We start from the raw sequence: 25,380 nt of genomic DNA, 5'->3' as shown, positions 1-25,380 counted from the left end.
CCCTTTGAAATCTTTAAGAGCTGAACCATTCTTGGAGGATTTCGAAATGAAAGTGTTTAAGACTTTTGTGGGTTCTGCTGTTGTTGCATCGATGTTGTGGTCCCAGCTGGCGCTGGCCATCACCGATGAAATGCGGGATCTGGTTTTGTATGAAACCAAAGCCAATGCCGTGGCGACACGAAGTAATGAAAAGAAAGTCATTCATCATTACGAAATCCCCCTGAAAATTTTGGAATCCGACCTGAAGATCGACGCCAATGCCGGCTACGTCAAAGCTCTGACCTTTGAACGTGATGGCGAAAAGTATGTGCGCTGGGTTTTGAATCCGGAAGACACCCGCTGGGAAAAAGCCGTGCGCGTGTTCCTGCTTCGCAATGGCATTGAACCAGTGAAAAAAGCCTACTTTGAAGGTTATATGACCGCTTCGCGCAGTTATATCCTGGTGGACCCGGTAACAGGTGCTGAGTTTTCTTTGAAAACCTCCACCAACCGCACCGGCGGTTACTGGGCCGACAAGAAACAGACCTGGGATGATGCTTCCCAGATCCGTAAAATTTCTGATTACGTGATTGAGCGTCTGAAGTCTCAGCCGCCTTTGCAGCACTCGATCGTTTTGGATGAACCGATTGCTTTTGGTATCAAGCGTTTTGATATGGGTATGATCGTGCGTTCTTACGAAGAGCTTCCGGGCACGGGCAAGCGCTATGTGCCGGGCTTCTCGATCATGCACGAAAAGCTGGGGCGTGAACTGGCCAAAGCCAATGGTTCTTCAGACCCGGCATCTTACTGGAATGAAAACTATAACAAGCCTCTGGCCCGCGCACTGGCGGAATTCTTTGTGGCGACCGGGATTCGTTATGATTCCCCGCACTCTCAGAACTTCCTGGTGGAGCTGGATGAGCGCAACAAGCCGACGGGTAAAATCGTTCTGCGCGATTTCGGTGATTCTTATCTTTACGAAAAATTCTTCAAGGCGATCAAGCGCACCGATATCATCGATATCTGGGAAAAGGGCAATATCATGAGAGGTGACATGGGTATGACTGTCGGGATTCTGCATGGTAACCAGCCGCCAAGCTGGATCGACTATCGCAACGACAAGAGTTCGGCGGACAGCTATGATAAGTGGGGCCGTGACTTCTTTGCGGAATTTGAAGCTGAGGTAAAACGTCAAACAGGTGTGGACATTCCTGCACGCACTGTGATCGATCGCAGTATCTATGAAGACCCGGAAACCAAAGTGAAGCACAAAATGGGTTACTTCACGCGTGATTACAGCTTGTTGTCAGCGAATAATGGATTCCTGAAAATGGTTTCCAAGGATCAGCAGCGTGAAGTGGGCGCGGCACGACTGTGCGGCCGCGTGTTTAATCACTAGATATGGTACCATTGAGTCAAAGTTTTAAAGAACCAGTCCTGCATGGGCTGTTGCAAGGAGATGCTTTCGAGCATCTCCTTTTTTGTTTGCACCAGGCCCGTGTGTTCCGGTGTGACGGAGTCAGCACATTCGTGGATCCATTCCAGAGTGGACTCGGGATGAAACTGAGTGGCCACCACGTTGGTGCCCCAGCGGAAGGCCTGGTTCGGGAAGAAGTCATTTGTTGCCATCAGCTCGCCACCCGGAGGCAGATCGAAAGTGCATTGATGCCAGTGAAAGACGTTGAGTGTGTAGGGAGTGGTCTGATCTTTCATGGTCACCGGAACGAAGCCGACTTCCCATTTGCCGGCCGCATACACGCGTCCGCCCAGAACTTCCGCCAGCAACTGGCTTCCCAGGCAAAGGCCGAAGACAGGCAGACCCTGCTTCACACATTTTTTGATAAAGACTTTTTCATCGATCAGCCAAGGGTGCTTGTCTTCTTCAAACGTGTCCATCGTGCCACCGCAAATCACCAAAGCTTTGATGTCTTCAGGCTGGAACGGAGCGGGCTCTGAGGCAATATTCCAGACGTGGGGTCTGAGCCCCTGTTGTTCCGCCCAAAGCAGAACCGTGCCCGGAGGAGTGTCATTTTCGTGCTGGATAATAAGAAGATCTTGCATGGGAGGCACTATAGTCAGAAACTCTGCAAAAGGGGACGATTTTCTTGAAGCAGAATATTGAAATATGTTCAGGGTGCATTGCCAGATCCACGGAGGCGCGGGCGGAGAGTCCGGTCGAATCGCACAAGCTTTTTCTGGCGGAGGTTCAGGCGGCGCTGACGGCGCGCCGACCGGATGTGGAGTGGAATCTAAGCACCGTGTCCTGTATGCGCTTTTGCCCTGAAAACAAACTTAGCATTGTGGTGCTAAACCGCATGGGCATGACCCGCGGATCGGCAGTGGACACAATTGTTGAAGATATTCTGATCAGAATAGACCGCCCTTAAACAGAGCGGCTTCTTTTTTACAACTGCGGGCGCAGGCGCACGTATTCATTGATGGCGCCGATGATGTGATAAAGCGAACTTGCTTTTGCCGGTTGAATTCTGAATTCGCCGCTTTCCTGCCAGGTATCAAACCACAGGCCTTTCTGCGGAGTCTCAAAAAACTTAAACAGGGTCGCCATGGCCTCATCCGCAGATTGGGCGTACTGGACACGTTGGTCTTTCTTTTCAAGTCCCATTTGCAGAACCGCTTTGATGCGCTCGCATTGAGGCCAGAAACGGGACGTCTTCGTTTTGGGCGATAGATCGCTCCACACTTCATCAATCACGGACTTGCGCTCGGCCCAGAGGCCGTGTTTTTCACTGAGCACGATCAGATTTTCGCGAACAGCTGTCAGGTCTTTGCCGGTGAGGCCTTGATAAAGACCCATCAACCACGCCCACTCGTATTGATGGCCTGGTTCAAAAACGAATTTGCCATTTTCCAGAATTGGGGACCAGTCGGCGTTGAAGTGTTCAGCCAGTGTTCCGGATTTGGGATCAATAAACTTGGTCAGACACAGGTTCAGAATTTCGTCAGCCAGTTTCTTCCAAAGTGGATCACTGTCGACGGCCATCCAGGCAACCGCAGATTCAAACATGTGCATATGCGGATTGGCTTCGTATTGTACGCCTTTGTCGGTCAGTTCGGTGAAACCGCCCTGGGACAGGTGGCGTTCATTGTAAAGATACTGAACCAACTGGCGGGAGCGCTCTTTGTACTGCGCAAGAGGATTCACGGCATAAGCATGTGCCAGGCCAAACAGCGCAAAGGCTTGAGCATACAGATCCGGTGTCGTGTTTTTGGCTTCCCCTTCTTTGGTGGCGGAATGAATGAAGCCTCCGGATGGCAAAGAGTAATTGCGGATCAGTGCGGCGGCCCCGATGTCGATGGCTTTGCGGGATTTTTCCTGATCGCAAAGCCCCAGTTCCATGCCCAGGCGCAGACTGTAGATTTGGCGTGCCTGAACCATTGATCGCCGAGGAACGTCCTGAGGTTCGCCTTCCAAAGAGAAGGATTCAACAAAGCCGCCGCGTTCCCAATCAACCCCTTTGTTCAACCATAGGGGAAGGACGTCTTTTGAAAGCCAGTTCTTGCAGTTTTCAACCATAAGCACTCCGGAATGTAACTAGATGTGAGCGTTCACAATATCCTGTCTGGTAACAGGAGTCCAGCCCCCTGTTACCACTTGAAGTGTGGGAAAAGGCAGGGGATTTCATCGAATGATATGTGTTTCGTCCGACGACTTGCCTAGTTCCACGAATTACCTCCGAATAGAGAACACGGACAATTCATTGTACGAAACAAGGAGGAAAAAAGTATGAAAAAGTTGATTCTGTTTTTGGCGATCGGTCTGACGGGAGCATTTGCGCAGGCCAACACGGATGCGGTGACCATGGAAAATGATGCCAGCATCATGGGGAATCGCCTGTGGGGTTGCGGCATGACCTTTAAAGGGACATCCAAAGGTATCAAAGTTATTGTCGGGCACTTTAAAACTGTGGCTTACGGGACACTTCACTGTAAGAGCATCAAGGGAACCCACTACAGACAAGATGTGATGGTGACGATCGGACATCATTGGATTGGCGCAACTGCGGGAATCGGCTATTTCAAACTTAAGGGCGCTTCATCCGAAATCAGTCTGTTCAATTCCAATCCTGATGTGATCCTGGGTAAATACCTGGTGGCGCAAGGTGAAGCGGCTATCATCGGTGGTGTGGGCGCCTTCACTGCCGTGAAGGTGGGCTTGCCTCAGTTGGCAATGAACATCTCTTTGCAGTTGCTGAAAGGCCTGGGCGTGCAAGTCGGTGTGGATAAGCTTTATATCGAAGCGATCTCTGAACCGGAAGTGGAGCCAATCTAAATTCAGACGGGCTTAACAAAAAAAGGCGCCTCTCGAAAGAGGGCGCCTTTTTTGTTTGTTGAACCGGCGAAACTACTGTTTTTTCACGTAGGCATTCAAACGCATGCCCGGGGCGATGGAGCTGGTCAGGCTGACGCTCGTGCCGCGCACCAGATCTTCTGTAGTGGTGGTACCGAAGTCGATGTTAAAGCTGATTTCCTTGGAGCGGTCACTTGGGCAGGTGAAAGAACCTTTGAAATTCTTTTTTGCCGCCAGAATCAGGAATTCCTCATCCCAACTGACGCTGGAAAGAAGGTTGAAAGTGCCGTTGCAGACCTCATCCACATTTCCATTGGGATAAGTTCTTTGCACTTCGAATTCGGTTGTGTTGACGACGCGGAAATTCGCATAAACTTTCTGGAACCCGGCGCGGGCCTCCACTTTGTAGCGTCCCACCAGATTTCCTGGTGTCAGTTCTGCGGCCCAGGCGGGGCTGGCGGCGCTTAAGATCATTGCTGCAGATAAAAAATACTTTTTCATTGTTATACCCTCCATTGGTTGATGAGTTTTTATACCGGGGTTATGATAAGACGGACAAAATAAAAGCCGGCTCTGTGAAGTTTTACAATGAGGAGTAATTTGACATGGCAAAGACAGCTCGCCCGATGAAGACACTTCATCCCATGAAGTCATTGGGAGTGGTCAAAGCTGAACGCGGAGATATTCGCGCCGAGCGTCTGGAAGGGCGTGTGAAGCCGTCGGTGCCCTTTCCTCATCGTCATGATTTCTTTCAATTGGTCGTTGTGGCCGGAGGCCGCGGTCAGCATGAGATCGACTTTGAAACATATCCCATCAGGGCCGGGGCGGTTTTTTTCGTGAAGCCAGGTCAGGTGCACCGCTGGGATTTGCAGGGCGCCAGGGGTTATGTGATCGAGTTTTATGTGGAATCCTTAAGTCTGGATGCCATGGACCGCGAGTTGTTTCAGAGTCTGCATGAATTGCCAGAACACCTGAAACTGCTGTCAGCACCACAGCAGAAAGAATTCTATTTCCATTGCGAAAAGATGTGTGGCGAGTTTGCATCCCGGGACCGCGGTTATGGCAGTGCTTTAAAGAGTCATTTGAATATTCTGATTCTGTCCCTGTTTCGTCTTTCAGGCAGAACAGCGGTCAAAAAAAGTGAAGGCGCTTTCCTTGGAGATTTTGAGCGATTGATTGAACTGAACTTCAGCCGGCAGCACAACGTTGAATTTTACGCCAGGGCTTTGGGGCTTTCTCCAAAAGCACTGACCATGCGGGTGCATCGTTTGTTGGGAAAGTCCGCTCGCGAGATGATTCACGACAGATGTCTGCTCGAAGCTCAGCGCTATCTGGGATATACCACCATGCCGATTGCGGAAGTGGGCCTGAGTTTGGGGTTTCAGGATCCGAACTATTTCAGTCGATTCTTTAAGGCTAAAACGGGATTCAGTCCGGGAGCCTTCAGGGACAGAAACAACTAGGTCGCAAGAGCTGCGACCTAGCCTTTGATAGGAGTGTTGCCAGTGTCTTCTGATTCACCTTCGCGGTGGCTTTGTTCGGCACGCAGGGCGATCTTGCCAGTGATACCAACCCATTCAGGGAGGAACACCATAAGACAGAAGTAGATGATCACGGAGATTCCGGCAACCGCCAAAAATCCAAGTACAAACCATAATTCCATGATAAAGCTCCTTTTGCTTCCTTCAATATAGAACAATTCAGAGCTTTTTGCCAGAGACGGGCTTCACAATCACTAGCACAAAGGTAACAAAAAGAGGCTTTGGACCAGAGAGTCAATGCTGTTTCTGGGCTTCCGCTTTTTCAACTTCCAGGATGTATTTCTTAGTGGCTTCCGGCAGCTCTTTCCACATGCGCAAAGCCAGGATCAATCCCAGGCCCGCAAACGGGATCAGGAACAGGGGCCAGTAGTGCCAGTTTTTCGCCGACAGATAACCAATGGAAAGAGACTGCAGGCCGGAACCCAGATAGACGCAGCCATCGACAATGCCCGAAGCGGTCGCCGTCATTTTTTTGCCGCCAAAGTCAGCAGCGGCAGTTCCCGACATCAGGGAATGCACGCCAATCACCGCCAGGGTCATCAGCACCGCAGCCAAGCCGAACAGGGTGGGATTCTTTGTCAGGAAGAAACACATCGCAATCAAAAGGAAGATCATGATGAAATTGTTGATCGCCGCCGGAGGTCCGCGACGGGACTGGAACAGTCTGTCTGAAACAAGGCCCGCAATAAAGCCTCCCAGAACTCCGGTCAGACACAACAGCAGACCCCAGTTTTTGATGAAGAATTCAGATCCTGCATAAAATGCCGGATTGGTCTGTTTGGTTTCGTTGGCAAAGATCAGATACCACTGCATGATCCCGTTGCGCAAAACGCCGGAAGTGAAATCCACCAGGGCGATGGTGATCATCACCGGGTTGGCGAAGACCTTTTTGAAAATCAAGCCCATGGTGATTTTGACATCGTCGTCATCACCGGAAGAGGCATCAGCGGTGTCGAACTCATCGAAGTTGGCCTCTTTCGGGGAGTCCTTCAATAGCACCATGTCGATCAGGGCCCACACAATCAGGATGAAGGCCGGAATCGTGAAGACCAGCCAGGTTGCATCGGTGGCTCCGGTATCAATGGCAAAGATGTGCTGGATGAAATTCTGGAACGCAGTCCGCGGACCCTCGGGATTTAGTTTCGAGGCGTCAACAATCGCCTGCCCCCAGTCGAAGGCAAAATAGACACCGAATGAAATCAGCGTTCCAAAGATGGCGCCAAAGACCCCGCGCTCGCGCACGTGGAACCAATAAGCCTTCACTTTGATGATGGAAACGGCACCATAACTTTGGAAGAACATGTTCAGCGCATACAAAACCGAGAAGGCCACGACCATGTTGGTTTTCAGACGGCCCATTAAATAGAGATACGTAGCGCCGCCCATTAACAGATTCATCAATGCCGAACCCAGAGTGGCGATGATGATGCCTTTTTTTCCGCCGATGCGGTCCACCAGCGGGCCGTTGATCAGGAATGACAGTCCATACACGATGGTTCCGGCGGCAAAGATGATCCCGAACTGTTCCTTGGTCATCATATCGCCCATGGCGTTCTTGGAAACATTCAGATTGTAACGGGCCATGTACAAAAAGGCATAGCTCATGCCCAGGGGAAACCAGTTGACGAAACGCCTGAAGATAAATTTTTTCGAGTGATTCAGAGGGTTGTTATTGAAATACAGAAAGATGACGGCGGCTAGACAGATGCTCACGAGTAATAGGGCCATGGCGTCTCCGATACGTTTTGCGGCCACAGTAGGACTAAAAGTCCCTCTTGGCAAACGATAGCTTGGAATGTGAACGGATCTACGAAATCCACCCGGGGGATTGGGGGCATATTCTTCACTCCTACGGAAGGCTTAAATCTTACGAAAACTGTTCAGGTCATTGACAGTGCTCTCAGAATGAATGAACCACTTCGGGCATTTTTGGGTTTTTCGGCGCCCGGGTGTACATTGAGGGAAAGATTCTGCCAGGAGGGTAGTATGAAAAATGTGTTCATGAAGACAGTAAGTCTTGGCGCGATGGTGGTGATCGCCGCTTGCAGTCAGAAAGTGTCAGAGTCCCCGTCAGACTCGTCGAGCTCGGCCCTGGGACAAAGCAATGCGGAAAAGGCCGTCGTCAGTTTTAATCTGACCGATGCGCCCAATAAGGACCTGAAATCCGTGGTGGTTGATATTGACCACATGGAAGTTGTGGTCGCCGGGGCAGGCAAAGCCGGAAGGCTTATCTTGGCCCAGGGGCTGGGGCCTGTGGATTTGCTGACTCTGCAAAACGGGGTGACCCTGCCTTTGCAGGATGTGGAAGCGCCAGCCGGGATTCGCATTCAGCAGATTCGCCTGGTTCTGAAACCATCGGGACACTATGCCGTGAAAGGCGACGATTCGATTTGCGAATTGAAAACACCGAGTGCGCAAAAAACGGGTGTGAAGATCATTCTGACCAACAAGGTGCAGTTTGAGGCCGGTCATCATTATAATATTGTCGTGGACTTTGATGCGCTTAAGTCTGTGGTGGTGCAGGGAAATGGTGGATGCCTGCTAAAACCTGTCCTGAAGCTGAAGTCCGCTTTCAAAACTCCGATCGTTCAGCCAGAGCCTCCGGTTGATAACGGTGGTGAAGAGCCGTCAGATCCTGTTGTTGAACAACCAGAACAGCCAGAACAACCGGGCACCGGCGAAGAAACCGGCAGCAATGAAGAATCCGGTGGTGAGTCTTCTGAAGGTGAAGAACTGGTGACCGAGCCGGAACAGAATGATCCTTCGGACGATGGTTGGGATTATACGCCGATTGTCGACGGGGAGGACTATCCTGTTGTGACCGAGGATGAGCTGGCCCAGCTTTTGTAAAAATACCTGTGAACCCACCTTCTTCGGAAGGTGGGTTTTTTCTTTTGGGGTTGCCTGCATGAAATGGGGTCGGCATCATTAGGGCATGACAGACACAGCATCCGTTCCCGGCACCCTGACTAAGTCTTTGAATAACGCCCAAGCTCTTCATCGCAAAGAGCAGCGTTTAAATCTGCTTCTGACCAGATGGCAGGCGAAACTGCAGCGTCATCAAAGTGGTCGTCTGATTTCTGGGCTGCTGTTCTTTGCCAGCCTGGTTCCCTTATCCATGAACGCAGAGGCTCGGGTTGGCTTTGCAGTTCCTGCGGTTGTTCTTTTGGTGTTCATTTACCTTGTGATTCGCACGCGCAACATCGCTCGCCATTTGCAGCATCTGCAAAGACTGCAGCAGTTCGTCGTGCGCCAGAAAAAACGCTGCCTAGGGCAGATGTCAGGCCGAAGCTGGAAGCAGGCACATGAGGCCTCTGCGGAATATCCAATGATTCGTGATCTGGGATTGGTTGGATCTCATTCCCTGTGGACGGTGCTGGATGAAACTTTCTCTGAAGGCGGTTTGCGCCGTCTTTTGCACTGGATGAGTGTTGCACCACTGAGCCCGGATTTACTGCACAAAAGACAGCAGCAGATTCAGGCCCTGCGACCGCAAACGTGGTTTTTCACCCGTCTGGGGATTCAGGCTAATTCCAACGAACTGAACCTTTCCACTTTGCAGATTCAAGAGTTTCTGAAAAGTTCTTTCGTCGGCCCGCAGTTTATGAAGCTGTTTGTGGCCAATCTGGTGCTGTGGGTTTTGACGGCGTTATTGCTGGTGTTCTCTGTGACCACAAAAACAGCATTGCCGGCAATTCTGTTCGCCGCCTTTCCGTTGCTAAGTTTGTTCAGTCTGGGGTCTGTGGGACGCGCCTTTATGCAGGGAACTGGGTTGTCCCATCACCTTTCTGCCTTGGCGCCGTTGTTCCTGGCGATTGAAAAGAAATGCGAAAGCAGTCCGGCCCTGGCCCAACTGTGCCCGCAGATTTTCAAAGTGCGCCCGTCAAAAACATCCCAGAAGCTGGATACGGTCTTGGGCTTCGTGGGCACCCAGACGAATCCGATTTTGCATTTCATCCTGAATGCGATGCTGCCGTGGACTGTGACTTCGGTGTTTTTCCTGGAGCGTCTGCGCCAGAAAATGGGGAAGGACTTCCCGCAGTGTGTGACGGAGCTTTCTGAATTTGAGGTTTTGGGCTCTTTGCTGATCTTCGATAAATATCAGACGCAGACTTATCCGGTGCTCAGTGGTGCCATGAATCTGCAGTGTGTGCAGGTGTTCCATCCTCTGTTGGATCGCAACAAAGCCGTGGCGAATGATTTTAGATTCCCGCACAGCAAGTCTCTGGGGTTGCTGACGGGATCCAATATGTCGGGTAAATCGACGTTTCTGCGCACTATGGGGATCAATCAGATTCTGGCCAATATGGGGGCTCCCGTCTTTGCTGACAGTTATCAGACTGTGCCGATGAAAGTGGAAACCTGTATCGAAGTCAGCGATTCCCTGCGTGATGGATATTCCTATTTTTATGCGGAAGTTCGTCGTCTGCGGGATATTCTGCAGACCGCGGCCACGGATACCCCCGTGTTGTATTTAATTGACGAGATCTTCCGTGGTACCAACAACCGGGAACGCCAGATCGGGTCGCGAGCAGTGATTCAGACTCTCGCCAACGAAAAGACGTCGTTGGGCTTTATCTCCACCCATGATCTGGAATTGACGGTGCTGGAGCAAAGCAGTCCTTCGGTGATGAATCTGCACTTCCGCGAGGACATCGACAGCTCTGGCAAAATGGTCTTCCATTATCATCTGAACCAGGGCCCATGTCCCACGACCAACGCCTTAAGAATCATGGCCGCTGAGGGTATAAAGGTGGATGAGGTCTGATCTGAATTTTCTCAGATAAAAAGCAGTGCTTGTTGGCAGCACAGGCACTATGTTTCCGCTTTTAGGATATACTATAAATGAAACGATGCTTTTGGAGTAGAAGCGCAAATTTGGATCTTTCTTAATTTGTATTGCTTAAGTTTTCTATCCAGAAGTGATCGTCCGAGACGGGACTTGGCCGAAGGGTCGGGGCCCGTTTCCATTTTTTGGGGTGGTTGAGGAAGGCTCTTGCTTCCCCAAAAAGTGTCAACAATCTGCAATACCGCGCTCATAGCCATTGTTATATTGATAAAAAAAAGCGGGAGGTTTGTGATGAGAAGAATATCTACTCAGCTTATCTTTTTGGGAAGTGTCTATCTGATTCTGGGGGCCACGGCGCTGGCGTTTGCATCGGCGGCGACTCTGGCTTCTGTGATGGTTCTGGGCGTGGTTTTATTCTGTGTGGGGATTGCGCAAATTGTGTACGGGATTCAAGGGCGCAAGGATGGGCAACTGTGGCCTCATTTGGGTTTGGGGTGTCTGGCTTTGGTGTGTGCGGCATTGATCGCCAGAAATCCTATTGAAAACACGTTGGGTCTGACTTTGGCGGTGAGCTTCTTGCTGATAGCCAGCGGTCTGACCAAATTTATCGGTGCGGTGACCGAACGATCCCTGGGGTGGGGCTGGCTCGCGGGCAGTGGATTGATTTCGCTTTTGCTGGGCGGACTGATTCTGGCGACGTTCCCGGTATCGGCATTCTGGACAATTGGTACGCTGGTCGGTGTGGATCTGGTGGCCGCAGGCATCGCCACCATGGGGTTGGGCATTTCGATCAAAGAGGTTCGCGAGGATCTGCGTGAAGCCGGACTTAACAGTTCTAAAATGAACACCGTCGAGCGTCGACGCTATGACCGGGACCGCGATGATGATTCTCGCACTCCGCCGCTACATTAGGTTGAAAAGGCACCGGGGGCTGCATTAATGTAGCCTCATGGCAAAACGCACAAGTACGAAGAAGCCCATGACCGAGGCCCAAAAACAGGTCCATGATTTCGTCAAGGATTTGCAAGTCCTTGCCCAGCAGCCTTTATCTAAAAAGCACTCCAAGCTGCTGCTGGAAGACTATCCCTTTGATGGCGCCCTGCTGAACTCCAGCTCTGTTTATCGTAAAAGCCGTGAGTTGTACCTTTCTTTGGGCGGAACCTTCACGGCGCGTGTGTGCTCAACGATGCGCTCTTTAAGTGCCCAGGATCTTTTCAAAGACAATATCGAATTCACGCCGACAGCCGCTGAATTGGGTTGGTTCCGGGATTTTCATCATGAAGTGGCGGACCCGCTGAATGAAATACACTCCCTGATGCGTTTCAATGAGATTTCTCTTTTTCACGAACAGAATCACCGCGTGATCTGGCGTTTGTTGCCACCGGCACCGACGGAACAGCGGGATATCAGTCGTTATTTGAATTTTGCCGAAAGCCTTGTGGTGACCCTGGATCTGGCCCTGGGGGATCAACTGGGCAAAAAGCTGTCGCCTGTCTACGAGCGTATAAAAGTTATTTATCGTTCGGGTGGTGAACACACCTGGATGCAAAAGTCCAAAGCTGAATATCGTCAGTATCTGCTGGCGATGTTTGTGTCGACTTACTATCTGCTTGAAATGATCAATCCCGAAGACATTCTGAAGGCGGTGGACTATGTTCTGCCAGGGCAAAAGAAAATGAACAAAGAGGCCGTTCATCGGGGGCTGGAACTGAGTGAGCTTTTCACCCGGGTCACCAACCCTTTGTGGCAGGATCGTTATTGGCAGACGGCCGCCGCCAAACTGGCAAAGATGCATGTGGACTCTGAAGAAGAGGCCCTGTATCTGCCCGAGGATCCCCTGGATCTGGAGGACAGTGAGTTCTTCTTTGTTCACCGGGTCTTTGACTATTACGGTCTTTAATCCGCTTTATATCAGAGAAAAGTTTTAAACAGGAACCCGGCTGGACCTGCGCGCAGTCCAGTTCCTGTGACTTGTCAGATGTAATTCACAGAAATTGCCCAGCGACAGTTAGACTAAGAGGACAATTCTTTTTTCGTGAGGGGCAAGAATGGTCCGAAAGTTCAATCAACTGAAGAAGCGTGTAGTGGAATTTTATGATTTCCTCAAAGCCATGGATGAAATGCCCATGCGCCGTCTGTTAGGGGATTTCTACGAGGAAAAAGAACCGCGCCGCAAACCTGTCCGTCGTGAAACTAAAACCTCGGTGGAAGATCTGCGTCCATCGAAGAACTCCGAACAATAACATTGCTGTAGATTACGTTCCTGCCGAGCGCCACGCATCTATCCGTTGCCCGACTGATTTTGGGCAACTGTCTCACATTCTCTTTAGCAACCAAAAATAAAACGTTCAGAATCAAACGGCACCAATGGCCTATCATCTTGATCATCCAAGGAGGGATACATCATGCGAGTGGCAGTCTCGTCACTGGTTCTGACTTTTTTTCTTGTCTCTGTGACAGCGAATGCAGCCGTTGATTATAGCTCGGCATTAAGCCAGCTCAGTCTTTCGGAAATGCGTCAGGCCGCACTGGGAATCTGGAAGCATGGTTTGAACCCGAAAGTCTACTGGAATGATCGCCTGGAAACCTTGTATCGCAACGGGGGAAATCTGGAAAAGACCCTGCGTCCTCAGGCCAACCAGGCGTTTTTGCGCATGTTGAAGGATCTGCAAATTGGCAGTGTGGATCCGGTGAATGCCGGTCGTGATGTCAAACTGGTGCGACGGGATTTTTTGACGCCCAAGCAGTTTCAGATGATCGCATTGGCTGCGGGTAATGATGCCCAGAGCTTTGTGAATTTGGTGGCCCCGCAAAATGCCCCTTATATAGGAGTGCAGGCGGCGATGCAGAAGATTTATCCGCATTGTATTGATGGAACGTGGCAGGACATTGTGCCGCTGACGACCCCTTTGCGTCTGTATTCGGTTCATCCGGTGATTCGCGAGATCAAAAGCCGGCTGGCATTGCTGGGCTATCCGATGAAGAACATGGATGATCGTTTTGACGGCGATCTGCTGAAAGCGGTGACCGACATTCAGTGGAACATGCGGATTCGCCCGGATGGAGAGATTTCCCCGAAAGGAAAGGTGTGGTCTTTCCTGAGCGTGTCTTGCATGGACCGGGTTCGTCAGATTCAGGTGGATATGGAAAAGATGCGCTGGTTCCCGCAGTATTTCGAAAAGAAATACATTTTTGTGAACCTGGCGATGTCGTACTTCATCATGATGGATCAGGCCACTGACTGGCCGCGGGTGATGAGCTTCCGCACCATCAACGGACGTCCCGCCCGAAAGTCACCAACCATGCGGGATGAAATCGTCAACGTCATCATCAATCCTTTCTGGGTGGTGCCGCCGACGATCTTTTATGAAGACAAGGTCAACGATCTGAAGGATCTGACCAGTGATCAGATTCGGGAATACTTTGATTCGCACCACTACGAGGCATGGGTCGGGGGCTTTCGACGTAAAGTGGATCCGACGACGATTGACTGGAAGGGCATTGCTGCCGGAACGGTGGATCCTGACATTATCATTCGCCAGCTTCCGCATCTGGGAAATGCGCTGGGGGTTTTGAAGTTTGATTTGACGAACAGTTTTGCGATTTATCTGCACGATACGAATCAGCGCGAGCTGTTTGATACGCCGATGCGCCAGCTCAGTTCGGGGTGTGTGCGCCTGGAAAAGCCGCTGGATCTGGCCGAGTACCTGCTGGAGGACACTCCGTGGGACCGTCAGACCATTGCTTCGATGATGGCTCGTCCCGGCGAAGTGGTGGCAAAGCCCACCGAGATTCCGGTGCCTTCCTACAAGCGCCTGCCGGTGTACACGGCTTATCTGACTTCCATGATGAATTCAGACGAGATCGTGAGATTTGTGGATGATATCTATGGTCAGAACCCGGCAGTTCTGCGTTACCTGGATGGACGTTTTTAAAGGTGATTACATGCCCCTTGGGGCAAAAAAGAAGCAGGAAAACTTAACAACGAAAATCACAATCGTGAAAGGGGTTCGAAAATGTTAGTGAGTAGAGTACTCTTGTTCGTTTTAGCAGGTGCGCAAATCAGTTTTGCGGCGCCCGAGGTGGGCAACAAGCCGGATCTTCCAAAACCACCGGCACCGCCGTCTGAGCCGACGCCTCCTCCTGGAGAAACTCAGTATGAGGGCGTGGGCCGTATCGATCAGGTGACGCGGGAAAAGGGCGGGGATCTGTACCGTTTGGATCTTATCAAGACCTTGCCGCTGGTAAGAATCGAGGCAAAATCCCGACTGGGTCGCATGAAAATTTATTCTGTGTCGCTGGTGACGGATAAAAATGAAAAGGTGCCGGTTCGTCAGTTGATGGGTGTGAATGTGGATGAACCGATGGCTCCGATCAGTTCTGAAATCTTCCAGACCAAGACCGGCATTGTGGCAATTGAAATCCTGGCGGAAGCCATGGGTGGAGAAGCGGCTTTGGAAATCAAGGCCTTTTCCACCAAAGAAGCGCCACGACTGGCTCTGGGGTCCCGCATTCCGGCGTTTTCCTGCAAGCGCAATCTGGATGCGCTCCTGAAAGACAAACTGGATCCAGTGCAGTTATGGGTGGGACGTGCGGAAGCGGCTGCTCCGGGCTCGGTGCAGGAAAAGTTTGCGGGTAATCAGCTTCGCGATCAGGTGAAGGACTTTATCGCCACTATGAATACGGGCGGTACATTCACTTCCACTCCGTATATTCTGACGCTGATGAACTTCTTTGTTGATCAGTACAATGCGGTCCGTGGCGGAGGTGTTTCGGAGCCAGCCTACAAGAGTCTGCTGACGGGCACTTATGACATGCTGATCGTGTCCATTCAGAATGAACTGCCGTGCAGAAAATTCCCAAGTGCTGAATTAATCAAGATGGCAATGGATTTCAACAAAAAGCATCAGTCCATGCCAGCGGATGCCAGAGGCCGCGCGCTGTTTGCGACAATGATGTCCAAAGTGCGTGACTATGCTCCGGATCAGTACCGCAAGGAACTGGCGGCAGCCAACATGACCTTCCGTGAAGCCGATGCTGAAGGCACCAAGTACTACAAAATGTACGTGGGCAGCAAAGACGGTGATTTCCTGAAAGACACCAACAAGAACATGAGCGCTTACGCGTTCATGATTGCCGAGCAGGCCTTGAAAGTGGAAGTCAAAATGATGGATATCGAGCAGAAGTACCAGCTGATCGTGGAGTATCAGGCGAAGTACAATGCGAACAACGAGTTCCCTCAGGCAGTGGCAATGCGCTATCTGAATATTCTGTCTGAAGAAACCTTTGGTCACCCGATGTTCTATTAAGAACGCAGGGTCCTCTGAATGCAAAAAGCCAGATCTTTCGGGATCTGGCTTTTGTTTTTTACCTGAGTCTGTAGTCTCTAGTCGGCGCGATCAACCTTGCCCAAAGATTTGATGCTGCGAACACGAAGATAGTCACAGTCAAATTCACCTGTCAGCTTAAGGCGCAGCTTCTGGTCTTTTTCCGGGGAGCGGAAGTTGGAGCGGTCAAACTTGATCAACAGTTCCGCAATATACTCCTGATCATAGGAACCTGGGGTCATGACATCGAAGGATGTTACTTCAATCTTGTCTTTTTTATTGATCATAAAGTCGAAGCGGTTGGAGGTGTCCACGACATTGAAGTAGGCTCTGGTGATCTGTGCAACGCGGGTTTCACATGGCACACCTTTGGTGTCTTTCAGTGCCCAGACATTTTGAGAAACCAGGATGAGTCCCGCAATCATCATCTTTTTCATAGAAATATTCCTTCGGCTGATAGTTATAGTGGCACTTCTACCCCATAATGCCCGGAAACAACATAGGGGAATGTGGAACTGAGGCCTTAGGGCGCAGCCTCAGGAAAAAAATTCACTTTACGGGTGGGTTTCAGCTACAGGTTGGGCGACCAGCCCCCCCAGGAAGGACAGTAGCGGGCGTGGTCGGAAGGGCCGCGCAGCACCCCCCAGCGGTATTCGCCGCGTTCGTTGGGATTGTTTGAAAGCCATCCCAAAAACAGCCGGCGTTTGAATTCCGCCATATCCATGCTGCGACTGCCAAGATAGTTCACAACACATACGGAGTCCTCGGTGATATTTTGGACCGGCATCTGCCGGGCCTCACTGGCGGTGCTTTGGCTGATGTAAGGAAAGATCTTTGTCAGTGCGGCCTTTTGTTCAGCGCTGAGATCCCGGCCCCCATTGCGCTGAAGAATATCCTTGTAGGAACGTCGTAGCAGCATCAAATCATCAAAGATGCGTTCGTCCCGGCTGGGAGAAGAATAAATGTCGAACGCCTCATAAGACATGCAGGACGGGTATTGGCGTTTGTATGAAAGTGCTTCATTGACATAAGACACCCGGTCTTTGAATCCCACGCAGACGTTGTCCACCAGGCGAGTGATCATTTCGTCGTCTTCTTCTTGTTGAGTGGCCAGTCGGGACTGAAGAGTTTTCGTCCATTTTTGCAGAGGAATCTGGAATTGCTCGGTACTGTATCCGGGAACCTCCCACACGGGCCGGCCCAGGCTTGAAACCGGCCGCCAATGGCGGAAGCCCGCTCCGCTGGATGAGCTGTAGTTCCCCTCAAAGACCCAGTTCGCATTGGGCCAGGACTTTCTTTCCTGCATGGTGAATCCGGAGTGAGACCCCACCACGGAATTGTAAACCAGATAAGGAACGCCGATGGGCAGGATCTCTTTGATGGTCCAAGAATGATGATTGACGTCGGTGGTTGCAAGAATTCCGCCCGAGCGGATGGTCTTGCGGCTGATGGCCACGGGATAGGTGTCGCCGGGCAGTGAGCGGGTGCTGGTTGTTTCATGAATATAAAGCAGGAAACTTCGCACACGATCGATTTCGCGTTGTCGGTCCCAGCGACTCATTTTGTTGGAAATGCGGGAGCCCGAGTAGGTGGGGTCTTTGATTACGAAAGGAAGTCTGTGTTCGTAGGCGAAGATCAGGCGCATGGAATAGACGGCGTCGGCGCAGTCGACGCGCAGACCATAGTAGGGATTGGACTGCCCATTGGGTAAAAGCCTGCGTGAAAAGAAGTATCGGTTCCACTCACTTTTCACCCAGGTTGAATAGCGGTTTTCCCATTCTGCGGACCACTGGTTTGAATCCGTCCAAACAGCTGCATATCCCGGTGCCGCGAACAACACGAGCGCGATCAAAATCATCACTAAGTTCATATCAGTGCCTCATCAGTTGCAGATAACTCTGAATTTTTCCCAGTTTCTGATTTGAGTTGCATCGCTGTGAATCGTGTCTGTGATACGACCGCCCCCGCCCACCGCCGTCAGATAATGGCCGCTGATGGTCTGAATGGCATAGGCGCCATAACCCAACGAGATCAGTTTGAATTTTTCCCAGGCCTGAAGCTGGGTCGCATCCGAGTGGATCACGTCAGTGATGCGTCCGCCGCCGCCCACGGCGGTCAGGTAGTTTCCTTTGGATGTTTTGATGCCATAGTTAATAACCGAGCTGCCATCGCAGGAATCCACAAGAGTGAATCGCTCCCACGATCCCACTTTGGTGGCGTCTGTGTGAATGACGTCAGTTACCCGGCCTCCGCCACCGACGGCGGTAACATAGTTGCCAAGATAGGTTTTGATCACGCAGGAAAGAGGCGCATTGCAAGCTTGCGCTGAAGTGGCGGCCATGCCCGTAAACAAGAAAACTGAAAGAAGTATTTTTGCTTTCATTGGATTCCCCCTGGGTCGTTCATGACCCCTCCAGCCCTAGCTGATAGCAGGCGCAGGACGGATTCAATATTTACCTATGGAAAGTGTCGAGATAATGCTTCAGACCCGACGGGTCCTGTGTCAAAATGGATGTCTATGATGGAAATTCAAAAACAACTGGTCGATCGTTTCTTTCGCTATCTGGCTGTCAGCTCACAGAGTGACGACAACGCTCTGGCATTGCCAAGCACACCAGGACAACAAAAGATGGCAGAGCTTCTGGCGCAAGAACTGAAAGACCTGGGGTTACAGAACATCGTGGTCGATCAAAATGCCACGGTGACGGCCGTGAAGCCGGGAACCAAAAAAGGCGGCCCACGCATCGGTTTTATCACACACATTGACACCGTGGATGTGGGACTGAGCCCGCACATTCATCCGCAGATACTGAAATTCACCGGTGAAGATGTTTGTCTGAATAAAAAAGAAAACATCTATCTTAAAGTTTCGGAACATCCTGAGATCAAACCTTATCAGGGACAGGATATTATCTTTAGTGATGGGACCAGTGTTTTGGGTGCCGACAATAAGGCTGCGGTCAGTGTGGTGATGACCCTGCTTGCGAACCTGCGGGATGATCAGCAGTATGGTGACATCGTCGTGGCCTTTGTGCCGGATGAAGAAATCGGCTTGTTGGGCGCCAAAGCGATGGATCTGTCCCGTTTTGATGTGGACTTTGCCTACACCATCGACTGCTGTGAACTGGGTGAGGTGGTTTATGAAAACTTCAATGCCGCCACAGCCGACATGATTTTCACCGGGGTCACCGCCCATCCGATGTCCGCCAAAGGTGTTTTGGTAAATCCAATTTTGATGGCGCAGGATTTTATGGCGCTGTTTGATCGCGCCGAGACGCCGGAAAACACGGCAGGTCGTGAAGGGTACGTATGGTTCAATGGCATGACTGCCACCCAGCAGGAAGCCAAACTGACGGCTTCGATTCGTGACTTTGATTTGAACTCTTTTGCTAAACGAAAAGAGAAACTGCAAAAGGCCGCCGAATCAATTCAGAGCAAGTACCCGACGGCTCAGGTGCAGCTTAAGATCACCGACACGTACAGCAACATCAGCTCCGCAATTGGCGAGGATCGCCGCGCGATCGATCTGATTTTTGCCGGGCTTAAAGAGATCGGAGTTGAACCCAAGGTCATCCCTATGCGCGGGGGGACGGACGGCGCGGCTCTTTCGGCCAAGGGGATTTTGACTCCGAACTTCTTCACTGGCGCATTGAACTTTCACTCCAAATACGAGTTCCTGCCCATTCCATCGTTTGTGAAGTCCTATGAACTGGCGGAAAAAATCTGTCTGTTGGCGGCTCGCTGATCAGAAAAGAAGAATTCTTGGGTTTAATCTCAAGTTATTGATATTATTGATTTTTATATTGCCAAAAAAAGGGGCATCTTAGCGGAGTGCGGGCTTGTATACGCAGGCGTAAAAGTTTTCCCCACAGTCCGAAAACCCAAAGAAGTACTTGAAAACACGGGGTAAAACCCATATAAAGGAACCTCACTTCAAGTGAGACCGTGGTTCCGTAGCTCAGCTGGATAGAGCATCTCCCTTCTAAGGAGAGGGTCGTACGTTCGAGTCGTACCGGAATCACCATTTTTCCTGCCTGATTCAAGACAACTGACAATCCAGTGTAAAAAGCCGTGATTCTAAGACCGGGATTTGCTTCTTTGTGCGTCCGTTTGAACCCCTGATTTCTTTGTTTCAAAGTATCGGCAAAGGGGGGCTCTGTATGAAGCTCATCATTATTCTTTCGCTGATACTGTTAGGTGTTCAAAATTCCCATGCCGCTTGCGGTGATGAAACGGTTCGCGAGTTTGTGGGCGATGAGGCGGTGACGATGGCTTACAATGTTCGTTATGCGTCTTTCTCGAAAAAGAAAACCAGCGGGGACTATGTTTCGTGGTCCATCAAAAAGCTGGTGTGCGTGCAGACCAATCGCGGAATTCTGCCTGATACGATGCCGACTTATTCCTGTTCCAGTCCCAGTGGCGTGGGAAAAATCACCGCCAAAGCCATGTGGGATTCCATGTCTGAACTGGGCGTGATGCCAGATGCGACGACGGGACATGTGTATCACCAGGCCAAGGACATCAAATGCCAGGTTCACAAAGAGGGCGACGGCGGAACATCAGCCAATCCTCATTGTTGGGTGACGGCGGCTTGGGGAGATCAGTGCCCTTAGGCCACGTGACGCTTTTGCAGGCTGGCACACAAAGCGACGCCGCCCAGAATCACGTACCACAAGGTCAGAATCCAAAGAAGTAACAACGGCAGGGCTGCGAACGAGCCATACAGCTTGTTGTAAGCGAAGAATTTTTTTGCAAGAAGCACATAGCCTTTGTGAACTCCGAACAGGGTCACAGAGGCTAACAATGAGCTGATGAACGCCGCCTTGGCGCGCACGCGCACATCCGGCACCATTTTGTAAACCAGGAACAGCGTCCCCACCAGCACCAGGGAATTGGAAACGGTCGCCGGAATCACACGGTGAACGAACTGGAATTGCTCCAAAGATGTAAAGCCCACATAGATTGCCAGGAACACGGGTATCGCCAGAACAAGGCCCCAGTGATAGATCAGGCGCTTGTAAAAGGGTCGGGTGTTGCGCTGATTCCAGACACGGTGAATGCCGACTTCCATATCATGCAGCAGGCGAATAGAGGTAATAAACAGAAAGACGGCACCGGCGGTCCCCAGTTTTCCGGCGTTCACGTTTTTCAAAACGACTTTCATCATTTTCGTGAATCCGCTGCCCGCGGCTTCCTTCATGTTTGAAAGCAGCAAGGCTTCGACTTTGGGATAAAAGACCTCAAGGCCGCCGATAGACTGAAAGGTCGCCAGAACAACGGCGATGAAAGGGACCAAGGCCAGAGCAGTTGAAAAAGACAGGGAGGCGGCCACCAGTTGCAGCTCGCCATCGCGCATTTGTTGAATAGTGTCTTTGAGTACGCTCCAAAGTCGCTTAAACAAAATGAAGTCCAGTTCCGCGGTTGCCCGCTGCACATCCTGCGCGGACGCGCTTAAAGCCAAAATCTGTTTTTAACGGCAAAGTCGTTTCCTTGTCTTTCAATCTGAGCAGCATCGCAGTAAGGATCGTGCTCAAAGAAAAGATACCATGATTGGTCGGCCGCTTCACCTAGATACTTCTGTTTTTCTTCGATCAGAGTCAGCGGGTGCAGGTCATAACCCATCACCCACGGCAGTTTCACGTGCGTGCTGGTGGGAACCATGTCGCCACAGTAAAGCAGTGTCGTTGTGCCGTCAGTGACTTTCACCACCTGCTGCGCCAGCGTGTGGCCGTTGCTGATGATGGCAGAAATGCCCGGAAGGAAATTATCTTTGGCGCCGTCCATGACGTTCAGAACACCTGCATCTATCAACGGCTGAAAATTCGCAGCATAGTAGCTGGCTTTTTCGCGCACATTCGGATGGCTGGCGGTTTCAAGGTTGCCTTTTTGCACCCAGTACTTGGCATTCGGGAAGGTCGGGACCAGCTTGCCGTTTTTTTCGGTCGTAGCGCCGCCGGCATGGTCGAAATGCAGGTGAGTCAGAATGACGTGATGAATGTCTTCCGGTTTCAGGCCATGGAATTGCAATGACTTCAGCAGGGACGGGCCGTCGGACTGGATGTTGAACAGGTCGGCAAACTTGCTTCCCATTTTGTCGCCGTATTTCGCAACAAAGTCGCCACCATTGCCGGTGTCGATCAGGATGTTGCAACCAGGGGACTTCAGCAGCAATCCGCGGGCTTCCATCGAAATGCGGTTCTTTTCATCCGGGGGATTGCTTCTTTCCCAAAGGACTTTGGGAACAGTTCCGAACATCGCGCCGCCATCCAGGCCGAAAAGACCTGTGGGGATCGGGCGCACTTCATAGGGCCCGATTTTCAGCTTCTTGTTTTCAATTTGAATCGTTGTCTGGCTCATGAGGTTTTTCCTCCATCGGAACGGCTGGGAACGCATCGGGATTGATCGTCAGCACCCAGCTCTTATAAGCAGCATACACCTCTTGGATCGGACCTGGGGGATGAACCGGACCTACGTGCAGGATCAGCTTTCCCGGGCGGGGCATGGATTGACCTTTGGGCCAAAGCTCCATCACGCCATCCAGATAGGTGAACAACAGCGGTGTCTGCGTGCGCTCTGAAAATATGGATACGCCACGTTTGAATTCCTGAATTTTACCGTCTTTGGAGCGGGTGCCTTCCGGGAAGATGATCAGCCACATGCGGGGCAGTTCAGTCAAAAGCTTCAGGATCAGATTGATGGCTTCACCTTTACGGTCTTTGCGGTCAATCGGAATCGCACCCAGGCAGTGCTGGGAAAAGAACATGAACACCGGGTTGCTGAAAAAATAATCCTTCGCCGCGGCGATGTACAGATTCAGCCAGTAACGTCTTGGGATGGAGGCTGCGATAGACACCGCGTCCAGATGGCTGGCATGGTTGCTGATGATGATCAGCTTCGGCTGGGTCTTGTAGATTTCCGCAAACGGGGTGCCGCGGACTTCCAGGCGGATATAGAACTTGTACAGAATGTTCTTCAGGATCACGGACCACAGAAAACGCATGCACACACTGAAAAGATCAATGTGGCGGGTGAAAAGCGGCAGATGCTTCAGATAAGTGGGAAGCTTGGTCCACTGTTCGTTTTCGTAGTTCCAGTCCTTCATAGAATTACCGTCATCACGTAATAATAAATTGGCGCCACAAAGATCAGGCGATCCATGCGGTGCAGGAAGTCCCCACGGCCGATGATGAACGGACCCACGGTTTTCATGCCCGCATCACGACGAACCACGGTCATCAGGTAATCCCCAACGAAACCACCCATGGACGCCACAAGGCCAGAGGCCAGCCAGTATTTTTCAGAACCATCCGGCAACAGGAAGCGCATGCAACCCGCCAAGAACAGCGTCAGCAGCGCCGACACAATGGTACTTCCGACTGTACGTCGCGGGTTGATACCCGGGAACATTTTCCAGCCACCAATGTAACGGCTGACTGCCAAGTTCGTGTTATCGCAGAACTCTGTCAGGATCACCAGGTACATCACCTGGAAAACACCATTTGGCATTTTCATGATCAGGCCCAGATGCATGAACGACCATCCCAGGAAGATGAAAGCCAGCAACGTCAGGGAGATATACTGAATCATGCGCTTGTAGGAGTTCTTCACCAGCGGCACAAGGCAGGAAATCCCCAGCACCACCATCGGCATGGCATTGTAAATATCCAGACGGTCGTACCAAGCGCAGACACCCAGTCCGATAATGCCCGCATAACAAATCATCACGAAGTAACTGCGATGGAACATCCCCATGATCTGGAAGAAAATCTTTGCTCCCAGAATCGCCAGGGCAGTCAGGGCCACCAAAGGCCAAGGCTCAGGCATACCCATGGCAAGAAACATCAGTGGGGCGGCAATCAGCCAGGATTTGATGCTGGCCCATGATTGAACAAAGTAATAGTTTTTCTGACGGAAGAAAAAGACGATCAGGCCGGAAGCAAAGATGATCGACAGAACGATCAGAACTGTCTGGCGGTAAATGTGGTTTTCCCAAGCCGTCGGCATGGCAATACGGATGGGAAGATCCAGATCAAAAAAATCCATTACGAAGGTTCCTCTTCAATTTTGTAGTCTTTGATTTTCTTGTACAGGCTGGAACGCGAGATTTGCAGGATGCGCGCCGCCTCTTCGATGTCCTTGGTTTGTTTCAGGCAGGTCTTGATGGCGTGGGCTTCAAATTCCTCCACCAGCGTATTTAAACCCTTGTTGAAATCAATGACCGTGTAAGACGGGGCACTGGTTGCGGTGGCCGCAGGCTTCAGCCAGGCCGCCACATCCTCACCACGAATGAACGGAAGTGGGGATGTCAGGCTCAGTTGTTCGCACACGCGCTTGAGTTCACGCACATTTCCAGGCCAGTTGTATTTTTTCAAAGCCTCCAGGCCGTCTTCAGTAAAGGACTTGTTACGGCGCGGGCGTTCGGCATCCAGGAAGTGGGCTGCCAGTTCGTTGATGTCTTCAAGACGGTCCCGCAGCGGCGTCAGTTGAATGCGCTGGGATGCCAGACGATACAAAAGGTCTTCGCGGAATTCTCCGGCCGCGACCATTTTTTCCAGTGGCTTGTTGCTGGCCACGATCACGCGGGTTTTCACCTGTGTTGTTTCTTTGGCGCCCACTTTGCGAACTTCACCGGTTTCCAGGAAGCGCAACAGTTTTGCCTGCTGGGTCAAAGGCAGGGCCTCGATTTCATCCAGGAACAGGTCGCCGCCGTGGGCCGCTTCAGTCAGGCCCACTTTGTTTTGATCTGCGCCCGTGAAGGCGCCTTTGATATGACCGAACATTTCGGATTCAAAAAGATTTTCCGGAATGCTGGCAACGTTTACTGCGATGAACGGGCGTTCGCCCTCTTGTTCGTGCAGCAGACGGGATACAACTTCCTTACCGCAGCCGGTTTCGCCCTCGATCAGAACAGGACTGGTTTCACCACGCAGATCGGCAATGCGTTTCTTGATTTTTTGTGAAGCTTGGGAGGTTCCCATCCAACGTGTGGATTTGCGGCTGGCGGCAGGATCCACACTGCGCAGATCCCACAGGGCTTCGATTTTTTCCAGTACCAGCAGAATTTCTTCCGGCATCAGGGGCTTGGCCAAAAATCTTTGCGCTCCGGCTTTCAGACAGCTTTCCATCAAGGGACGGCTCAGGTCCCCGGACATCGCGACGACTTCCAGTTGGTTGTTGTGCTTGACCAGCTTTTCAATCACTGTCGGGCCCACGGCTTTGGTAGAGCCCGGCTCCAGATGCATATCGACGAAAGCCGCATGATAAAAACGCTCGTATTGAATGGCTTCCAAAGTGGGAGCTGAGAAAACCTTCCAATGGTTCGGCAGGGACAGCTTCAAGGACTGATGGATCAGTGGATCATCATCCACGATAAGTAGAGAGAATACTCGAGTTGTTGCCATAGGACTTTAGCATACCCCACAGCCCTTAATTAGC

The 25,380-nt window shown here is 51.3% G+C and carries 26 protein-coding genes and 1 tRNA gene; 14 read left to right on the top strand and 13 right to left on the bottom strand.

Translation table 11 applies throughout. The annotated features are described in order from the left end of the window. Positions 1 to 46 precede the first annotated feature (46 nt). The gene (locus tag ACZ520_RS13870) at positions 47 to 1,378 is read left to right on the top strand and encodes a hypothetical protein (protein ID WP_417868363.1); all 1,332 of its coding nucleotides are present in this window, start codon (positions 47 to 49) and stop codon (positions 1,376 to 1,378) included. Here ACZ520_RS13870 and ACZ520_RS13865 read toward each other — a convergent pair. Next, complete coding sequence (locus ACZ520_RS13865; protein WP_464126145.1) at positions 1,375 to 2,040, bottom strand: type 1 glutamine amidotransferase; 666 nt, start codon at positions 2,038 to 2,040, stop codon at positions 1,375 to 1,377. The genes ACZ520_RS13870 and ACZ520_RS13865 overlap by 4 nt on opposite strands. Before the next feature lie 44 nt (positions 2,041 to 2,084). Here ACZ520_RS13865 and ACZ520_RS13860 point away from each other — a divergent pair, with 44 nt between their 5' ends. Beyond that, the gene (locus tag ACZ520_RS13860; RefSeq protein WP_464126143.1) at positions 2,085 to 2,366 is read left to right on the top strand and encodes a hypothetical protein; all 282 of its coding nucleotides are present in this window, start codon (positions 2,085 to 2,087) and stop codon (positions 2,364 to 2,366) included. A gap of 17 nt (positions 2,367 to 2,383) precedes the next feature. On the opposite strand, the gene ACZ520_RS13855 is transcribed toward ACZ520_RS13860, so the two are convergent. Beyond that, positions 2,384 to 3,514, bottom strand: a complete 1,131-nt coding sequence (locus ACZ520_RS13855) for an AGE family epimerase/isomerase (RefSeq protein WP_464126141.1) — start codon at positions 3,512 to 3,514, stop codon at positions 2,384 to 2,386. 210 nt (positions 3,515 to 3,724) lie between these two features. Here ACZ520_RS13855 and ACZ520_RS13850 point away from each other — a divergent pair, with 210 nt between their 5' ends. Beyond that, positions 3,725 to 4,270 (top strand): hypothetical protein, encoded by a 546-nt coding sequence (locus ACZ520_RS13850; protein WP_088564501.1) that lies wholly within the window; start codon positions 3,725 to 3,727, stop codon positions 4,268 to 4,270. 72 nt (positions 4,271 to 4,342) lie between these two features. On the opposite strand, the gene ACZ520_RS13845 is transcribed toward ACZ520_RS13850, so the two are convergent. Further along, positions 4,343 to 4,789: a hypothetical protein gene (locus ACZ520_RS13845; RefSeq protein WP_232469168.1), complete on the bottom strand. Its 447-nt coding sequence runs from the start codon at positions 4,787 to 4,789 to the stop codon at positions 4,343 to 4,345. Positions 4,790 to 4,893: 104 nt separating this feature from the next. On the opposite strand from ACZ520_RS13845, the gene ACZ520_RS13840 reads away from it, so the two are divergent. After that, a complete protein-coding gene (locus ACZ520_RS13840; protein WP_464126138.1) occupies positions 4,894 to 5,751 on the top strand; it encodes a helix-turn-helix domain-containing protein in 858 nt (285 codons plus the stop codon). Positions 5,752 to 5,768: 17 nt separating this feature from the next. Here ACZ520_RS13840 and ACZ520_RS13835 read toward each other — a convergent pair whose 3' ends face one another. Together ACZ520_RS13835 and ACZ520_RS13830 are read right to left on the bottom strand one after the other, a co-directional pair. After that, positions 5,769 to 5,951, bottom strand: coding sequence for a hypothetical protein (locus tag ACZ520_RS13835; protein ID WP_088564503.1), 183 nt, complete (start codon positions 5,949 to 5,951; stop codon positions 5,769 to 5,771). A gap of 112 nt (positions 5,952 to 6,063) precedes the next feature. Continuing rightward, entirely contained in the window at positions 6,064 to 7,434 is a 1,371-nt protein-coding gene (locus ACZ520_RS13830) for an MFS transporter (RefSeq protein WP_232469169.1), read from the bottom strand. A 381-nt stretch (positions 7,435 to 7,815) separates the two neighbouring features. On the opposite strand from ACZ520_RS13830, the gene ACZ520_RS13825 reads away from it, so the two are divergent. The 7 genes from ACZ520_RS13825 to ACZ520_RS13795 all read left to right on the top strand — a co-directional run bounded on the left by ACZ520_RS13825 (position 7,816) and on the right by ACZ520_RS13795 (position 15,927). Further along, complete coding sequence (locus ACZ520_RS13825) at positions 7,816 to 8,679, top strand: DUF4382 domain-containing protein (RefSeq protein ID WP_464126135.1); 864 nt, start codon at positions 7,816 to 7,818, stop codon at positions 8,677 to 8,679. A gap of 85 nt (positions 8,680 to 8,764) precedes the next feature. After that, positions 8,765 to 10,597: a MutS family DNA mismatch repair protein gene (locus ACZ520_RS13820; RefSeq protein ID WP_464126133.1), complete on the top strand. Its 1,833-nt coding sequence runs from the start codon at positions 8,765 to 8,767 to the stop codon at positions 10,595 to 10,597. A 312-nt stretch (positions 10,598 to 10,909) separates the two neighbouring features. Further along, positions 10,910 to 11,530: an HdeD family acid-resistance protein gene (locus ACZ520_RS13815; protein ID WP_088564507.1), complete on the top strand. Its 621-nt coding sequence runs from the start codon at positions 10,910 to 10,912 to the stop codon at positions 11,528 to 11,530. 37 nt (positions 11,531 to 11,567) lie between these two features. Next, entirely contained in the window at positions 11,568 to 12,518 is a 951-nt protein-coding gene (locus ACZ520_RS13810) for a hypothetical protein (RefSeq protein WP_374030936.1), read from the top strand. 148 nt (positions 12,519 to 12,666) lie between these two features. Further along, complete coding sequence (locus ACZ520_RS13805; protein ID WP_374030935.1) at positions 12,667 to 12,861, top strand: hypothetical protein; 195 nt, start codon at positions 12,667 to 12,669, stop codon at positions 12,859 to 12,861. A 162-nt stretch (positions 12,862 to 13,023) separates the two neighbouring features. Next, positions 13,024 to 14,553 (top strand): L,D-transpeptidase family protein, encoded by a 1,530-nt coding sequence (locus ACZ520_RS13800; RefSeq protein ID WP_464126130.1) that lies wholly within the window; start codon positions 13,024 to 13,026, stop codon positions 14,551 to 14,553. 81 nt (positions 14,554 to 14,634) lie between these two features. Next, positions 14,635 to 15,927, top strand: a complete 1,293-nt coding sequence (locus tag ACZ520_RS13795) for a beta-sandwich domain-containing protein (protein WP_374030934.1) — start codon at positions 14,635 to 14,637, stop codon at positions 15,925 to 15,927. 77 nt (positions 15,928 to 16,004) lie between these two features. Here ACZ520_RS13795 and ACZ520_RS13790 read toward each other — a convergent pair whose 3' ends face one another. The 3 genes from ACZ520_RS13790 to ACZ520_RS13780 all read right to left on the bottom strand — a co-directional run bounded on the left by ACZ520_RS13790 (position 16,005) and on the right by ACZ520_RS13780 (position 18,328). Beyond that, positions 16,005 to 16,382 carry a hypothetical protein gene (locus tag ACZ520_RS13790; protein WP_464126127.1) on the bottom strand — a complete coding sequence of 126 codons (378 nt, stop codon included), beginning with the start codon at positions 16,380 to 16,382 and terminating at the stop codon, positions 16,005 to 16,007. Between the two features lie 134 nt (positions 16,383 to 16,516). Continuing rightward, the gene (locus ACZ520_RS13785) at positions 16,517 to 17,815 is read right to left on the bottom strand and encodes a hypothetical protein (RefSeq protein WP_464126125.1); all 1,299 of its coding nucleotides are present in this window, start codon (positions 17,813 to 17,815) and stop codon (positions 16,517 to 16,519) included. Between the two features lie 12 nt (positions 17,816 to 17,827). Beyond that, entirely contained in the window at positions 17,828 to 18,328 is a 501-nt protein-coding gene (locus tag ACZ520_RS13780) for a fascin domain-containing protein (RefSeq protein WP_374030931.1), read from the bottom strand. Between the two features lie 135 nt (positions 18,329 to 18,463). On the opposite strand from ACZ520_RS13780, the gene pepT reads away from it, so the two are divergent. From pepT to ACZ520_RS13765, 3 genes are all read left to right on the top strand, one after another. After that, a complete protein-coding gene (gene pepT, locus ACZ520_RS13775) occupies positions 18,464 to 19,690 on the top strand; it encodes a peptidase T (protein WP_374030930.1) in 1,227 nt (408 codons plus the stop codon). Positions 19,691 to 19,892: 202 nt separating this feature from the next. After that, positions 19,893 to 19,969: transfer RNA gene (locus ACZ520_RS13770), tRNA-Arg, on the top strand. Positions 19,970 to 20,105: 136 nt separating this feature from the next. After that, positions 20,106 to 20,558: a hypothetical protein gene (locus tag ACZ520_RS13765; protein WP_374030929.1), complete on the top strand. Its 453-nt coding sequence runs from the start codon at positions 20,106 to 20,108 to the stop codon at positions 20,556 to 20,558. Here ACZ520_RS13765 and ACZ520_RS13760 read toward each other — a convergent pair. The 5 genes from ACZ520_RS13760 to ACZ520_RS13740 are packed head-to-tail and all read right to left on the bottom strand — an operon-like array spanning position 20,555 to position 25,346. Continuing rightward, the gene (locus ACZ520_RS13760; RefSeq protein WP_232469173.1) at positions 20,555 to 21,406 is read right to left on the bottom strand and encodes a YihY/virulence factor BrkB family protein; all 852 of its coding nucleotides are present in this window, start codon (positions 21,404 to 21,406) and stop codon (positions 20,555 to 20,557) included. The two genes, ACZ520_RS13765 and ACZ520_RS13760, sit on opposite strands and share 4 nt — an antisense overlap. Beyond that, positions 21,397 to 22,302, bottom strand: a complete 906-nt coding sequence (locus tag ACZ520_RS13755) for an MBL fold metallo-hydrolase (RefSeq protein WP_464126122.1) — start codon at positions 22,300 to 22,302, stop codon at positions 21,397 to 21,399. The genes ACZ520_RS13760 and ACZ520_RS13755 overlap by 10 nt, the downstream gene beginning before the upstream one ends. Continuing rightward, the gene (locus tag ACZ520_RS13750; RefSeq protein WP_088564520.1) at positions 22,277 to 23,047 is read right to left on the bottom strand and encodes a lysophospholipid acyltransferase family protein; all 771 of its coding nucleotides are present in this window, start codon (positions 23,045 to 23,047) and stop codon (positions 22,277 to 22,279) included. The genes ACZ520_RS13755 and ACZ520_RS13750 overlap by 26 nt, the downstream gene beginning before the upstream one ends. Continuing rightward, complete coding sequence (locus ACZ520_RS13745) at positions 23,044 to 23,988, bottom strand: phosphatidate cytidylyltransferase (protein ID WP_088564521.1); 945 nt, start codon at positions 23,986 to 23,988, stop codon at positions 23,044 to 23,046. Before ACZ520_RS13745 ends, ACZ520_RS13750 begins: the two co-directional genes overlap by 4 nt. Further along, the gene (locus ACZ520_RS13740; RefSeq protein WP_464126119.1) at positions 23,988 to 25,346 is read right to left on the bottom strand and encodes a sigma-54-dependent transcriptional regulator; all 1,359 of its coding nucleotides are present in this window, start codon (positions 25,344 to 25,346) and stop codon (positions 23,988 to 23,990) included. The genes ACZ520_RS13745 and ACZ520_RS13740 overlap by 1 nt, the downstream gene beginning before the upstream one ends. Between the last annotated feature and the right edge of the window lie 34 nt (positions 25,347 to 25,380).

The sequence above is a fragment of the Bdellovibrio sp. BIS2 genome (genome assembly GCF_055398295.1).
This window is presented reverse-complemented; position numbering and strand designations above follow the sequence as displayed.

What these genes read in the sequence shown, in the direction of transcription:
- ACZ520_RS13800 (WP_464126130.1), top strand. Translation starts at nt 13,024, where the DNA reads ATGCGAGTGGCAGTCTCGTCACTGGTTCTGACTTTTTTTCTTGTCTCT.
- ACZ520_RS13870 (WP_417868363.1), top strand. Translation starts at nt 47, where the DNA reads ATGAAAGTGTTTAAGACTTTTGTGGGTTCTGCTGTTGTTGCATCGATG.
- ACZ520_RS13780 (WP_374030931.1), bottom strand. Translation starts at nt 18,328, where the DNA reads ATGAAAGCAAAAATACTTCTTTCAGTTTTCTTGTTTACGGGCATGGCC.
- ACZ520_RS13810 (WP_374030936.1), top strand. Translation starts at nt 11,568, where the DNA reads ATGGCAAAACGCACAAGTACGAAGAAGCCCATGACCGAGGCCCAAAAA.
- ACZ520_RS13820 (WP_464126133.1), top strand. Translation starts at nt 8,765, where the DNA reads ATGACAGACACAGCATCCGTTCCCGGCACCCTGACTAAGTCTTTGAAT.
- ACZ520_RS13785 (WP_464126125.1), bottom strand. Translation starts at nt 17,815, where the DNA reads ATGAACTTAGTGATGATTTTGATCGCGCTCGTGTTGTTCGCGGCACCG.
- ACZ520_RS13830 (WP_232469169.1), bottom strand. Translation starts at nt 7,434, where the DNA reads ATGAGCTATGCCTTTTTGTACATGGCCCGTTACAATCTGAATGTTTCC.
- ACZ520_RS13805 (WP_374030935.1), top strand. Translation starts at nt 12,667, where the DNA reads ATGGTCCGAAAGTTCAATCAACTGAAGAAGCGTGTAGTGGAATTTTAT.
- ACZ520_RS13795 (WP_374030934.1), top strand. Translation starts at nt 14,635, where the DNA reads ATGTTAGTGAGTAGAGTACTCTTGTTCGTTTTAGCAGGTGCGCAAATC.
- ACZ520_RS13745 (WP_088564521.1), bottom strand. Translation starts at nt 23,988, where the DNA reads ATGGATTTTTTTGATCTGGATCTTCCCATCCGTATTGCCATGCCGACG.
- ACZ520_RS13855 (WP_464126141.1), bottom strand. Translation starts at nt 3,514, where the DNA reads ATGGTTGAAAACTGCAAGAACTGGCTTTCAAAAGACGTCCTTCCCCTA.
- ACZ520_RS13815 (WP_088564507.1), top strand. Translation starts at nt 10,910, where the DNA reads ATGAGAAGAATATCTACTCAGCTTATCTTTTTGGGAAGTGTCTATCTG.
- ACZ520_RS13840 (WP_464126138.1), top strand. Translation starts at nt 4,894, where the DNA reads ATGGCAAAGACAGCTCGCCCGATGAAGACACTTCATCCCATGAAGTCA.
- ACZ520_RS13740 (WP_464126119.1), bottom strand. Translation starts at nt 25,346, where the DNA reads ATGGCAACAACTCGAGTATTCTCTCTACTTATCGTGGATGATGATCCA.
- pepT (WP_374030930.1), top strand. Translation starts at nt 18,464, where the DNA reads ATGATGGAAATTCAAAAACAACTGGTCGATCGTTTCTTTCGCTATCTG.
- ACZ520_RS13790 (WP_464126127.1), bottom strand. Translation starts at nt 16,382, where the DNA reads ATGAAAAAGATGATGATTGCGGGACTCATCCTGGTTTCTCAAAATGTC.
- ACZ520_RS13825 (WP_464126135.1), top strand. Translation starts at nt 7,816, where the DNA reads ATGAAAAATGTGTTCATGAAGACAGTAAGTCTTGGCGCGATGGTGGTG.
- ACZ520_RS13850 (WP_088564501.1), top strand. Translation starts at nt 3,725, where the DNA reads ATGAAAAAGTTGATTCTGTTTTTGGCGATCGGTCTGACGGGAGCATTT.
- ACZ520_RS13845 (WP_232469168.1), bottom strand. Translation starts at nt 4,789, where the DNA reads ATGAAAAAGTATTTTTTATCTGCAGCAATGATCTTAAGCGCCGCCAGC.
- ACZ520_RS13750 (WP_088564520.1), bottom strand. Translation starts at nt 23,047, where the DNA reads ATGAAGGACTGGAACTACGAAAACGAACAGTGGACCAAGCTTCCCACT.
- ACZ520_RS13835 (WP_088564503.1), bottom strand. Translation starts at nt 5,951, where the DNA reads ATGGAATTATGGTTTGTACTTGGATTTTTGGCGGTTGCCGGAATCTCC.
- ACZ520_RS13755 (WP_464126122.1), bottom strand. Translation starts at nt 22,302, where the DNA reads ATGAGCCAGACAACGATTCAAATTGAAAACAAGAAGCTGAAAATCGGG.
- ACZ520_RS13765 (WP_374030929.1), top strand. Translation starts at nt 20,106, where the DNA reads ATGAAGCTCATCATTATTCTTTCGCTGATACTGTTAGGTGTTCAAAAT.
- ACZ520_RS13865 (WP_464126145.1), bottom strand. Translation starts at nt 2,040, where the DNA reads ATGCAAGATCTTCTTATTATCCAGCACGAAAATGACACTCCTCCGGGC.